Annotated in this window: 14 protein-coding genes; 1 reads left to right on the top strand and 13 read right to left on the bottom strand. The window is 59.0% G+C overall.

What is annotated here, in order from left to right:
• Nucleotides 1-82: 82 nt before the first annotated feature.
• The 4 genes from NVV94_RS17805 to sdhC are packed head-to-tail and all read right to left on the bottom strand — an operon-like array spanning nt 83 to nt 3,311.
• The gene (locus tag NVV94_RS17805; protein WP_258443715.1) at nt 83-787 is read right to left on the bottom strand and encodes a succinate dehydrogenase iron-sulfur subunit; all 705 of its coding nucleotides are present in this window, start codon (nt 785-787) and stop codon (nt 83-85) included.
• An 11-nt stretch (nt 788-798) separates the two neighbouring features.
• Nucleotides 799-2,571, bottom strand: coding sequence for a succinate dehydrogenase flavoprotein subunit (sdhA, locus tag NVV94_RS17810; RefSeq protein ID WP_258443717.1), 1,773 nt, complete (start codon nt 2,569-2,571; stop codon nt 799-801).
• Nucleotides 2,572-2,574: 3 nt separating this feature from the next.
• Nucleotides 2,575-2,943: a succinate dehydrogenase, hydrophobic membrane anchor protein gene (gene sdhD / locus NVV94_RS17815; protein WP_258443718.1), complete on the bottom strand. Its 369-nt coding sequence runs from the start codon at nt 2,941-2,943 to the stop codon at nt 2,575-2,577.
• On the bottom strand, nt 2,937-3,311 hold the full coding sequence (gene sdhC / locus NVV94_RS17820; protein ID WP_258443719.1) for a succinate dehydrogenase, cytochrome b556 subunit: 375 nt from the start codon (nt 3,309-3,311) through the stop codon (nt 2,937-2,939). The genes sdhD and sdhC overlap by 7 nt, the downstream gene beginning before the upstream one ends.
• A 364-nt stretch (nt 3,312-3,675) precedes the next feature.
• Between sdhC and gltA the strand changes: the two genes are divergently transcribed.
• The gene (gene gltA / locus NVV94_RS17825) at nt 3,676-4,965 is read left to right on the top strand and encodes a citrate synthase (RefSeq protein WP_258443720.1); all 1,290 of its coding nucleotides are present in this window, start codon (nt 3,676-3,678) and stop codon (nt 4,963-4,965) included.
• 280 nt (nt 4,966-5,245) lie between these two features.
• Here the strand turns inward: gltA and NVV94_RS17830 are convergent, their stop codons facing one another.
• The 9 genes from NVV94_RS17830 to NVV94_RS17870 all read right to left on the bottom strand — a co-directional run bounded on the left by NVV94_RS17830 (nt 5,246) and on the right by NVV94_RS17870 (nt 12,417).
• Nucleotides 5,246-5,848 (bottom strand): START domain-containing protein, encoded by a 603-nt coding sequence (locus tag NVV94_RS17830; protein WP_258443721.1) that lies wholly within the window; start codon nt 5,846-5,848, stop codon nt 5,246-5,248.
• A 28-nt stretch (nt 5,849-5,876) separates the two neighbouring features.
• Entirely contained in the window at nt 5,877-6,134 is a 258-nt protein-coding gene (locus tag NVV94_RS17835) for a YkgJ family cysteine cluster protein (RefSeq protein WP_258443722.1), read from the bottom strand.
• A gap of 121 nt (nt 6,135-6,255) precedes the next feature.
• Nucleotides 6,256-6,717: a translation initiation factor 2 gene (locus NVV94_RS17840; protein WP_258443723.1), complete on the bottom strand. Its 462-nt coding sequence runs from the start codon at nt 6,715-6,717 to the stop codon at nt 6,256-6,258.
• An 87-nt stretch (nt 6,718-6,804) separates the two neighbouring features.
• A complete protein-coding gene (locus NVV94_RS17845; RefSeq protein WP_258443724.1) occupies nt 6,805-8,250 on the bottom strand; it encodes a PLP-dependent aminotransferase family protein in 1,446 nt (481 codons plus the stop codon).
• Between the two features lie 305 nt (nt 8,251-8,555).
• Nucleotides 8,556-9,371: an OmpA family protein gene (locus tag NVV94_RS17850; RefSeq protein WP_258443725.1), complete on the bottom strand. Its 816-nt coding sequence runs from the start codon at nt 9,369-9,371 to the stop codon at nt 8,556-8,558.
• Nucleotides 9,368-9,721, bottom strand: coding sequence for a DUF4398 domain-containing protein (locus tag NVV94_RS17855; RefSeq protein WP_258443726.1), 354 nt, complete (start codon nt 9,719-9,721; stop codon nt 9,368-9,370). Before NVV94_RS17855 ends, NVV94_RS17850 begins: the two co-directional genes overlap by 4 nt.
• Before the next feature lie 9 nt (nt 9,722-9,730).
• Nucleotides 9,731-10,555 carry an ABC transporter substrate-binding protein gene (locus NVV94_RS17860; protein WP_258443727.1) on the bottom strand — a complete coding sequence of 275 codons (825 nt, stop codon included), beginning with the start codon at nt 10,553-10,555 and terminating at the stop codon, nt 9,731-9,733.
• Between the two features lie 182 nt (nt 10,556-10,737).
• Nucleotides 10,738-11,667 carry an electron transfer flavoprotein subunit alpha/FixB family protein gene (locus NVV94_RS17865; RefSeq protein WP_258443728.1) on the bottom strand — a complete coding sequence of 310 codons (930 nt, stop codon included), beginning with the start codon at nt 11,665-11,667 and terminating at the stop codon, nt 10,738-10,740.
• The gene (locus NVV94_RS17870; protein ID WP_258443729.1) at nt 11,668-12,417 is read right to left on the bottom strand and encodes an electron transfer flavoprotein subunit beta/FixA family protein; all 750 of its coding nucleotides are present in this window, start codon (nt 12,415-12,417) and stop codon (nt 11,668-11,670) included.
• Nucleotides 12,418-12,659: the final 242 nt, after the last annotated feature.

Below are 12,659 nucleotides of genomic sequence, written 5' to 3' on the forward strand. Positions count from 1 at the left end.
TGTGGGCTGGCGCTTGGTTATCACTACGGCACAGGCTTCAACACCTGCGCCGCAGTGCATTACGGGTACAACAACAGCTAAATCAAATGCCGCTTTGCAGCAGCATGTTGCGTACGTGACCGATGGCTTTAGTCGGATTCAAGCCTTTCGGGCAAACGCTTACGCAGTTCATGATCCCGCGGCAGCGGAATACGCTGAACGGGTCATCCAGCGCAGCCAGACGCTCCTCGGTCTTGGTGTCACGGCTGTCTGCCAGGAAGCGATAAGCTTGCAGCAGAGCAGCTGGACCCAGGAACTTGTCCGGGTTCCACCAGAAGGACGGGCAGGAAGTCGAGCAGCAGGCGCACAGGATGCACTCGTACAGACCGTCCAGCTTTTCACGCTCTTCGGGCGACTGCAGACGTTCGATGGCCGGAGCCGGCGTGTCGTTCTGCAGGAATGGCTTCACCTTCTCGTACTGTTTGTAGAAGATGCTCATATCGACGACCAGGTCACGGATAACCGGCAAACCAGGCAGCGGACGCACGATCAACTTGTTACCTTTTACGACAGCAGACAGCGGCGTGACACACGCCAGGGCGTTCTTGCCGTTGATGTTCATGCCGTCGGAACCGCAAACGCCTTCACGGCAGGAACGACGATAGGAGAAACCTTCGTCCTGTTCCTTGATCAGGGCCAGCACGTCCAGCACCATCAGGTCTTTACCATCGGTGTCGACCTGGAATTCCTGCATGAACGGCGCGGCGTCCTGGTCCGGGTTGTAACGATAAACACTGACTTGCAACATATCGGTCACCCTTAATAAGTCCGGACTTTAGGCTCGAAAGTCGGAACAGTTTTTGGCGAGAAGTTCACGGCACGCTTGGCTACGCGCTTTTCACCCGGGAAGTACAGGGTGTGGCACAGCCAGTTTTCGTCATCGCGATCTTCAAAGTCTTCACGGGCGTGAGCACCGCGAGATTCTTTACGATGTTCTGCGGCAATCGCCGTGGCTTCGGCAACTTCCAGCAGGTTTTGCAATTCAAGCGCTTCGATACGGGCGGTGTTGAACGCCTGGCTCTTGTCGTTGATCTTGACCTTGGCGATACGCTCGCGCAGGGTTGCCAGCTGAGCGATACCCTTCTGCATGTATTCACCGGTACGGAATACACCGAAGTAGTTCTGCATGCAGCTTTGCAGTTCCTTGCGCAGCGAGGCCACGTCTTCGCCCGAGGTACGCTCGTTCAGGCCGTTGAGGCGGGCCAGAGCGACATCCAGGTCGGTTTCGCTGGCGCGACGGTAGTCGACGCCTTCGCTGAGCGCTTGTTCCAGGTGCAGGCCAGCCGCACGACCGAATACCACCAGGTCGAGCAACGAGTTGCCGCCCAGACGGTTGGCACCGTGAACCGATACGCAAGCCACTTCACCCACGGCGAACAGACCCGGGATGATCGTGTCGTTGCCGTTGGCATCCTGGGTGATCGCCTGGCCATGAATGTTGGTGGCGACGCCACCCATCATATAGTGGCAGGTTGGAACAACCGGAACCGGCGCTACAACCGGGTCGACGTGTGCGAACGTCTTGGACAGCTCGCAAATACCTGGCAGGCGGCTGTGCAGCACTTCCTCGCCCAGGTGGTCGAGCTTGAGCATCACGTGGTCGCCATCGGGGCCACAGCCGTTGCCGGCGATGATTTCCTTGACCATGGAACGGGCCACAACGTCACGACCGGCAAGGTCCTTGGCGTTAGGCGCATAACGCTCCATGAAACGCTCGCCGTGCTTGTTGATCAGGTAACCGCCTTCACCGCGGCAACCTTCGGTGACCAGTACACCTGCGCCGGCGATGCCGGTTGGGTGGAACTGCCACATTTCGATGTCCTGCACCGGCACACCGGCACGCAGGGCCATGCCCACGCCGTCGCCGGTGTTGATCAGGGCATTGGTGGTGGACGAGTAGATACGGCCGGCACCGCCGGTCGCCAGTACAGTTGCGTTGGCGCGAATGTACGAGGTTTCACCGGTTTCGATGCAGATGGCGATCACACCGACGATGGCGCCGTCCTGGTTCTTCACCAGGTCTACTGCATAGTATTCGTTGAGGAATACAGTGCCGGCCTTCAGGTTGGCCTGATACAAAGTGTGCAGCAGTGCGTGACCGGTACGGTCGGCAGCAGCGCAAGTACGCGCAGCCTGGCCGCCCTTGCCGAAATCCTTGGACTGGCCACCGAACGGACGCTGGTAGATGCGACCCTGCTCGGTACGGGAGAACGGCAGGCCCATGTGCTCGAGCTCGAAGACCGCTTCCGGACCTACGGAACACATGTACTCGATAGCGTCCTGGTCGCCGATGTAGTCGGAACCCTTGACGGTATCGTACATGTGCCAGCGCCAGTCATCGTTCGGGTCGGCCGAAGCGATGGCGCAGGTGATGCCACCCTGGGCCGATACAGTGTGCGAACGCGTCGGGAATACCTTGGTGACCACTGCAGTCTTGTGACCGCCCTGAGCCAGCTGCAGTGCAGCGCGCATGCCGGCGCCGCCGCCACCAATGATGATGGCGTCGAAAGACATCGTATTAACGTTAGACATGAATCAGATACCCCAAAGAATCTGCACACCCCAGACGAAGAACGCGAACATCGCGACGCCGCATACTGCCTGGAACAGGAAACGTACTGTTGTCGCGGACTTGCCGAATGCCATGGGCGTCAGGTAGTCGGTCGCGATGGTCCACATGCCGACCCAGGCGTGAGCGCCCAGGGCAACCAGGGACAACAGGCTGAAAATACGCATCCAGTTGTTTGCGAACAGTGCGTGCCATTGGTCGTAGCCAATGCCAGGGTTCGCGATGAGGTATCCGATCAGGAAGATGAAATAAGCCGCGAGAACGACCGCAGACACACGCTGTGCCATCCAGTCATAGAGGCCCGAACGCGACAGGTTCGTGACGTTAGTTACCATATCCAAACTCCTGCCAGAATGATTACCACCACGGACACGGCGATAACGATTTTCGAGCCCAGCTTGCCGCCTTCCAGCGTCTCACCGATGCCCATATCCATAATCAAGTGGCGCACACCGGCAACCAGGTGATACAGCAAGGCGGACAGGATTCCCCAAATCACTAGCTTGGCTAGCGGACTGGTCAGACACGCCTTCACTTCACCGAAGCCTTCTTCCGAACTCAGCGACTTGTCCAATGCAAAAAGCATGATGGCCAGGCTGAGAAAGAGGATGACACCGGAGATACGGTGAAGGATGGACGTGTAAGCAGTGACTGGGAGTTTGATGGTCCTTAGGTCTAGGTTTACAGGTCGTTGGCTATTCACGGCTTTTTTTCACACTGAAGAGCCCCTAGCAAGCAGGGCAAAGTTGTCGGGAAGTGCACTGGTCAGGTACCCACCACCCAGGGAGTGACGACACCCAGCAAAACGGGCTTTAAAGCCCCTGGCGGTCGGGTGCCGAGTATAGACAGTTAGGGCACTAATGACAACGTAAAGGCCTACCCCTAATAGCTGATTGCTTTAGCCGGATAAAAGGCGTAAATGGCGGGGATTTTCGCGGAAAAATAGCGCCCAAAGCCCAGTCCAGCCTGACTTTAAGCAAATTGACTTTCGAATTTATCTCACTATAGTGGTGCGGGCCCTGCGTGGGGGGTCTGTCTGATGATTTCAAGCATTAATAGGAGGCCACATGGCTGACAAAAAAGCGCAGTTGATCATCGAGGGCGCAGCCCCCGTCGAGCTGCCCATTTTAACCGGCACCGTTGGTCCCGATGTTATCGATGTAAGGGGTCTGACGGCCACGGGCCGCTTCACTTTCGACCCCGGCTTCATGGCGACCGCCTCGTGCGAGTCGAAGATCACCTATATCGACGGCGATAAAGGCATCCTGCTGCATCGCGGCTACCCGATCGAGCAACTGGCAGAGAAATCCGACTACCTGGAAACCTGCTACCTGCTGCTCAATGGCGAACTGCCTACCGCCGAACAGAAAGCCCAGTTCGTCGGCACCGTGAAAAACCACACCATGGTCCACGAGCAGTTGAAGACATTCTTCAACGGCTTCCGTCGCGACGCCCACCCAATGGCCGTCATGTGCGGCGTAGTCGGCGCCCTTTCGGCCTTCTACCACGACTCCCTGGACATCAATAACCCGCAGCATCGCGAAATTTCCGCGATCCGCCTGGTTGCCAAGATGCCAACCCTGGCAGCGATGGTTTACAAGTACTCCATGGGCCAACCCATGATGTACCCGCGCAACGACCTGTCGTATGCGGAAAACTTCCTGCACATGATGTTCAACACCCCGTGCGAGATCAAACCGATCAGCCCGGTACTGGCCAAGGCCATGGATCGGATCTTCATCCTCCATGCCGACCACGAACAGAACGCTTCGACCTCCACCGTACGCCTTGCGGGCTCTTCGGGTGCCAACCCGTTCGCCTGTATCGCCGCCGGTATCGCCGCACTGTGGGGCCCTGCCCACGGCGGTGCGAACGAAGCCGTGCTGAGCATGCTCGATGAAATCGGCGATGTCTCGAACATCGACAAGTTCATCGCCAAGGCCAAGGACAAGAACGATCCGTTCAAACTCATGGGCTTCGGTCATCGGGTCTACAAGAACCGCGATCCACGCGCCACCGTGATGAAGCAGACCTGCGACGAAGTGCTCAAAGAGCTGGGCATCCAGCACGATCCGCAACTCGAACTGGCCATGCGCCTGGAAGAGATCGCCCTGACCGATCCTTACTTCATCGAGCGCTCGCTGTACCCGAACGTCGACTTCTACTCGGGGATCATCCTCAAGGCCATCGGCATTCCAACCAGCATGTTCACCGTGATCTTCGCCCTGGCGCGGACCGTCGGCTGGATCTCGCACTGGAAAGAAATGCTCTCCAGCCCGTACAAGATCGGCCGCCCTCGCCAGCTGTACACCGGCTACGAGTCGCGCGACATCACCAAGCTGGAAGACCGCGAGTAAGCACTGCCCTGCAGCGCTGAAAACGAAAAAAGGCTGCCATTTGGCAGCCTTTTTTGTTGGTCATTCGCAATTTGTTGGCTGATCGCAAATCTTTTTGGCTGATCGCAAAACCTGTAGCCGCTGCCGCAGGCTGCGCTCGACCGCGCAGCGGGCGCAAGATCTCGAGATCGCCGGGGCCTTACGGCCCAGCGCAGCCTACGGCAGCGGCTACATCGACTGCATTCACAACCAGCACAATTTAGAGGCAGACAGACCACATCTTTATCTGTACTGCCAAATTTTACTTCTCCGCCCTCTCCCGCAACGCCTTCAATGTATTGAAAGGCGCATCCACGACAAAACTGTTGGCCAGCCACGAAGGCACGCTACCACCCGGTTCGGTATGCACCTGGTACGTCACTTCAGTGCTATCGCCCTTGGGCACGAATTTCCAGAACCCTTCGACCTGCGCCACCCGGACAAAACCTTTTTCTTCAGGGATATACCTGGGCACACCTTCCAGCTTGCGGGTCAGGCTGCCGTCGGCGCCCTCGATCGTGGTCACATGCAGCACCGAGTCGCGCGGCGTCACCGGCCATGGGGTGTTGTACCGGGTGTAGGTCCAGCTCTGGTTACCCTCATGCTTGAGCAACTTCTGGACCTTGCATTCATGAACCCAGGAACAGGCGCCCGGCACATCTTCCTGCAAGGCACGCAGCTTGGCGACGCTGGCCTTGACCAGGGTGACGCCGCGATAAGCCTTGTACTTGGAACCCGGGACTTCGTTCAGGGAAATCTTGATCCCGGCTTCATTCTTGGCCACCTGCCAGTCTTCGGCATGCGCCGCCGTTGCCAGCAACGTGGTCAGCCCACACACAACAGCCATTCGATGCAGCGATCTCATTCTTTTATTCCTTGTTGTCCAAGATCATTCAGGCTACAGCCGTCATTTGCTCCCACCACCCGAGGATTCTGATCGCCTCTTCCCGACTCTCGCCACAGACCTCGATATCCGCCCCAAAGGCGCCGCAGACCGCCGGCCTTTCCGGGCGACCGAACAGAGCACAGAGGTTTTCCACGGACAGATGCAGGCAGCGCTCCCCGGCCGGCTTGCCATTGGGCATGCCTGGAATGGGCGAGCTGATCGATGGCGCCATGCAACAGGCGCCACAGCCTTCACGGCATTTCATGACGACAAAATCCTCGGGAGAGCAAAGTGATGGAAGAATCAGGATAGTACCCGCTAAAACAACCGTTTGAAATTACTGCCTGCGGGATTTTTCGAGCGCCCTACGACCGTTAGATCAGGGCTCAGTGCCTGTACTCGAATTCAATGGCCGCCCCTTCAACGTCCCGGCGGTCGCGCAACTGCAGGTCCAGCTCATTGTTGAGCAGTCGGCCATTGAGCTGGTATGGACTCTCTGCCGGCTTGTCACCGAACAGGACCGGCGGCGTTTCCTGGCGCTGCCGACCGATAACCTGCGAAGGCGGCTCCAGCTCTTCGACCATTTCCGGAGGAAGGCTCAGGTCCAGGTGCGCCTTTGGCAAGCGAGTGGCAATGACCTCGGCCGATTGGCGAGCCGTTGACTTGCTCGCGACCGCTTTGCCCGATGTTTTTGCAGAGGGCTTGACGGAAGACTCCGCCTGGGTTTTCGAATCTGCCAATAGCAGGCGCGAAGACACTCCGGCCTCGACGGCTGCGTGCGCAGAGGTCAAAACCAGAGGGTTGAACAAACACAGAAACAGAAGCCCGGCAGGGTAGAAAAACTTCATGGGTCGCGACACATTGACAGTACACACTTCTATGCTCCTCGCTAGTAGAAGCGCTGACAAGAGTGCGACCCCGCATTTACCAAGCGCTTACTGAAACCCACCCTGGGCAGCTTCCTGGCAGAGCTGGCTTGCCAGCATGCCAAGGGTCATCAATGCCCTTTCCGCCTCGCGATTCCAGGGTATCCCGCAATTGAGGCGGATGCAGTGATTGAACTGCTCGGTGTTACTGAAAATCAGCCCGGGGGCGATGCTGATACCTTGCTGCAACGCCCGGACATGCAACTCCTGGGTGTTGACCCGGCCCGGCAAACTGACCCAGAGAATGAAACCGCCCGTCGGCCGGGTCATCTGCGTGCCCTCGGGAAAGTACTGCTGAACAGCCAATTGATAGGCACTCAGGTTTTTCCGGTACTCCTGCCGGATGAAGCGCAAATGGCGGTCGTAACCCCCGTTCTCCAGATAGGCGGCCACGCCCATTTGCGTCACGCTGCAGGCAGAATGGGTACTGAATGTCTGCAGGCGCTGGATCTCCTGCTGGTATTTGCCGGCAATCATCCAGCCTATGCGCACACCTGGCGACAGGGTCTTGGAAAAACTCGAGCAGTAAATCACCCGGTCGAGCCGGTCGTACGCCTTCAGCGCCTTGGTGCGCCCCTGCTCGAACATCAGTTCGCCGTAGATATCATCTTCGACGATCTGAATATCGAAATCCGAGGCCAGGCGCAGCAGTTGCTTCTGGCGCTCTTCAGGCATGGTCCCGCCGAGCGGATTGCTCAGACGAGTGGTCAACACCAGGGCCTTGATCGACCATTGGCTGGCCGCCAACTGCAGCGCTTCGAGACTCATGCCCGAGGATGGATCACTGGGAATCTCGATGACCTTCAGGCCCAGCAGGTCAGCGAGTTGCAACAGCCCATAATAGGTCGGCGACTCTGCCGCTATCAGATCGCCGGGACGGGTCAGCACTCGCAAGGACATCTGCAGTGCATCGACACAGCCATGGGTGATCACCAACTCCGACGGGTCGACCACCACACCGGCATCGCGCATGCGAATCGCCACCTGCCGGCGCAATGGTTCGAAGCCGGGGCTGAACATATAGCTGAAGGCCCGCGGGCTGTGAAAACGCGTCACTTTTGCCAGCTGCTGATGAAGCGCACGTACCGGAAGGTAATCCACATGCGGCACTGCAGCGCCCAGGGGGAACACCCCTTCGCGGCGCGATTCGACCAGGACCTGCTGGATGATGCTGCTGCGGGTGACCAGCCCGGGGCGCTCGACGCGGGCGATGTCCGGTGTCGGGGCCGTCAAGGCCGGGGTCTGGTGAACGTAATAGCCAGACTGCGGCCGGGCACGAATCAGCCCCTGGTCTTCGAGATTGGCATAAGCCTGCAAAACCGTGGCATGGCTGACGTTGAGCTGCGAACTCATCTTGCGCACCGACGGCACGCGCTCTCCCGGCTGATAAACGCCTCGGCGAATGTCCTCGGCCAACTGCTGGGCGATACGTTGATAAAGCAGGAGGTTGGTCATGGCACGATCTCGACTTGCAGGCTGCTTATTTATTCTTGCGTGACAGATTACCGGAACAGTTACAAAGTGTACTGGCACAGTTGCCAGAATAGTCGACAATACAGTCTCGTGATAGTCAAAACTGTGCTTGTGCTGGCATAGCCCGACAGTCGCGTAGGCCTCATCGCTGGCAAGCCAGCTCCCACAATGGGTAGTGAGGAGTGCTTTTGTGGGAGCTGGCTTGCCAGCGATAGGCCCCGCCTGACACCCCGCAATAAAAAAAGCCCGGCGTCACAACAACGCCGGGCTTTCGATCTTCAAACGCTTCAGCGAGCTGCGCCGAGCCGCCCCTTCTCATCGGAAAAAACAATCTCCACCCGGCGATTCTTCGCCCGGCCACGCTCCGAAGCGTTGGCTTCTACCGGATACTCGTCGCCATAACCCTCGACCTGAATCCGCTTCTCCTCCACACCCAGATCGACCAACATATCGGCCACCGATTGCGCACGTGCGCGAGATAGCTGCAAGTTGTCCTGTCGGCTCCCCGTACTGTCGGTGTAACCCTCGATCCGCACTATGCGCTTGGGATTGAGCTGGAGAAACTGCACCAGCTTGAGCACCGTCCGGTTGGCCGAGTTCTTCAGGTCAGCCTTGCCGGTATCGAACAAAACATCGCCCAGGGTCATGACCAGCCCCCGATCGGTTTCCGTGGTCGCCAGGCTGACGATCTGCTCTTCCAGCCATTTACCCTGCTGCTGCACGCTGAGCAGCTTGGCCTCACGCAAGGCCAACTGCAAACGCTGGCGCTCCAGCTCCAGCTTGGTCAGGCGCTCCTGATTAAGAGTCTGCTCACTGTGCTCGCGAGCGATTTCGCTGTAGCGCTGGCTCAGATAAGCGTAATGCCGGACATCGGCGCTGCTGCCCCAGTAGCTCGACAACCGCTCGGCCCGGGCCAGGGACTCCCCGGCGCGAATCACGTCCTTGGGTGCACTGCGCAACACATGGGAATCCTCCTTGACCGACTGAAAGCTCGAATTGGCTTGCTGCAATGCAGCCTCGCTGCTCTGTTGGCTGGCGCAGCCGAACAACCCCGCGAAACCGAGCACCAGCACCCCATTCGCTACCTGCTTGAACACGCTCACTGCACTTCCCCCAACTGCTTGCGCAGACGATTGACCCGGGCATCAAGCGCGCTCAATTGCTCCTCGCTTTTCTGGGTCAGGACCCGCGCCTCGGCCAGGCGCGCATCCAGTTCGGCCTGCTCGGCGCGCATGCGGGCATGCTTGAAGGACTGGCTGGCCATGTCGGAGCGTGCGCGCGCAAACTTTTCTTCGGCCAGTTTCAGCTCAGGTACTGCATCGGTCGCACCGACGGCCTTGGCCTGCTCGAGCGCCTGCTCGGTCAGGCGAAACTGCTCGGTCGGCGCCGGATCGGCAGCACAACCGGCCAGGGCCAGAATCGCCAAGACAGCGAATAGCGGTTGAATTCTCACAAGGTATTCCTACTGTTTAGGGGCGCCGAGCGGTTGCTGCAATTGCGCCTTCCAGCGTTCGACATTGCGTTGCAATACGGCCTCGGTCAGCCCGGACGCGGGCAATTCTGTCATTTTTTTCGCCAGCTGTCCGCGCAACCATGGGTCATTGCAGGCTGAATTATGCGACAGCGCCAGGTACAGACCCGGCCGATCCAGCGGCAGACCGTGTGCCACCAGATCATTGCTCATGCCCAGTGTCTGAGCCATGGCCGCGCCAGTGTAGCGCCCGGCCAGCACATACTCGACCTGGCCGAGCAAGAGTTTCTGGAAGGCCTGGGTCAGGTTCTCGACCGGTGCCAGGTTCAAATGCTCCTTGGCCAACGCTTCGAAAGACGGGGTCAACCGCGCCTTCTGCGATACGGCACCAGGGTGCCCGCCCAAGTCGGCCAGGCTGTCGTAGACCAGCGTCGAGCCATGTCGGGTCCAGACCAGATAATCGTTGTGGGTCAGCGCCGGGTGAATGAAGTCCAGCGCATCCAGCTCGCCCACTGACAGGGGCATGCCCGCCACCAGATCGACACGACCGCTGCGCACTTCGTCCAGCGCCTGCCCGGACGTTCCCGCGTAAAGCACCTCGACCTTCAGGCCCAGCTCGCTTGCTGCCTGCACCAACAGATCGGCACTGGCACCGATCAAGTGCCTGGGATCCTGCGGGTCGCGCCATAGATACGGGGGTGCATCCGGGCTGCCGGTGGCGACCAGGCGCTCGCACTTGCCTGCCGCCAGCGCGAGCGATGGCAGCAAGACAACGCCGAGCAACAGTACAGCCTTCATCCGGCCAAGCCGCCCCATGCAAAACTCCCTTTCAGCCACGCCAGAACAAATGTCCGCCCTACCCGGCCAATACCGGCAGCGCCAACGTATTTACCAGAATAAAAAAACCCGATCACCCTGGGCTGTTGAAAATGCGGCAGTTCACTGCCGCGCTTTCACAGCCCGAAATGATCGGGCTCTTTATAAGTGAAGACGCTGGATTAAACCAGCTTCTCAAACTCAGGGATGGCTTCGAACAGATCAGCCACCAGGCCGTAATCGGCCACCTGGAAGATCGGCGCTTCTTCATCCTTGTTGATCGCAACGATCACCTTGGAGTCTTTCATGCCGGCCAGGTGCTGGATCGCGCCGGAGATACCGACGGCGATGTACAGCTGTGGCGCAACGATCTTGCCGGTCTGGCCGACCTGCATGTCGTTGGGCACGAAGCCTGCGTCGACCGCAGCGCGCGAAGCGCCGACGGCCGCGCCCAGCTTGTCGGCCAGGGCGTACAGGTGCTTGAAGTTGTCGCCATTCTGCATGCCACGACCGCCAGAGATGACGATCTTGGCCGCGGTCAGCTCAGGACGGTCGGACTTGGCCAGCTCTTCGCCGACGAAGGACGATTTGCCTGCGTCGTGCGCAGCAGCGACGGCTTCAACCGCAGCCGAACCCCCTTCTGCGGCAACGGCGTCGAAGCCGGTGGCACGCACGGTGATCACTTTCACGGCTGCCGAAGACTGCACGGTCGCGATGGCATTACCAGCGTAGATCGGACGCTTGAAGGTGTCGGCCGATTCAACGGCGATGATCTCGGAGATCTGGTCGACGTCCAGTTGCGCGGCAACGCGCGGCAGGATGTTTTTGCCGTTGGAGGTAGCCGGAGCCAGGATGTGGCTGTAGCCAGCGCCCAACTCTGCAACCAGAGGAGCAACGTTTTCCGGCAGCTGGTGGGCATAGGCTGCGTTATCGGCAACCAGTACCTTGGCAACACCAGCGATTTTTGCAGCGGCTTCAGCCACGGCACCAACGCCTTGACCTGCTACCAGCACGTGAATGTCGCCACCGATTTTCGCGGCTGCAGCAACGGTGTTCAGGGTTGCCGGGGCAACTGCACCATTTTCGTGTTCAGCGATAACCAGGATAGTCATTTAGATTACCTTCGCTTCGTTTTTCAGTTTCTCGACCAGTTCAGCAACCGACTTGACCTTGATACCGGCGCTGCGAGCAGCCGGCGCTTCGACTTTCAGGGTCTTGTTGGTGGAGGCGGTGGAAACGCCCAGCGCGTCTGGAGTGACGGTTTCCAGCGGCTTCTTCTTGGCCTTCATGATGTTGGGCAAGGAAGCGTAGCGTGGCTCGTTCAGACGCAGGTCGGTGGTGACGATGGCTGGCAGGCTCAGGGAAACAGTCTGCAGACCGCCGTCGACTTCGCGGGTCACGTTGGCCTTGTCGCCGGCGATTTCCACTTTCGAGGCAAAGGTGCCCTGGGCGAAACCGGTCAGCGCGGCCAGCATCTGGCCGGTCTGGTTGTTGTCGCTGTCGATGGCTTGTTTGCCCAGGATCACCAGCTGAGGCTGCTCCTTGTCGACAACGGCCTTGAGCAGCTTGGCCACGGCCAGGGAATTAAGCTCGTCAGCGGACTCGACGAGGATGGCGCGATCGGCACCCAGTGCCAACGCGGTACGCAACTGCTCCTGGGCAGTGCTCGGGCCGACGCTGACGACGACGATCTCGCTTGCAACGCCTTTCTCTTTCAGACGCACGGCCTCTTCTACAGCGATCTCGCAGAAGGGGTTCATGGACATTTTGACGTTGGCAAGGTCGACGCCGGAGTTGTCCGCCTTGACGCGAACCTTGACGTTATAGTCGACCACTCGTTTGACAGCTACAAGAACCTTCATGGATTCCTCGTTACTCTCCGGTGAAAAGAATGTCGCCTGGGCGGACCCGGCGATTACGCGTGGGCACAAGGGCACCTCTAAAAACGATTGCAAGGGCGCATCTTTACCCTGACTCATCGGTCTTTGCCCGACTATTCCGGTCAAAACCGGCGAGTCAATCGTTGTCGTGACGTGTAAACTCCACTACAAGACGGGTATGGGCCTTACAGCCCTGCTTTTTCGCCTGTTTTTAGAGGTGCACC

This window comes from Pseudomonas sp. LS1212 (assembly GCF_024741815.1).
GTDB lineage: Bacteria > Pseudomonadota > Gammaproteobacteria > Pseudomonadales > Pseudomonadaceae > Aquipseudomonas.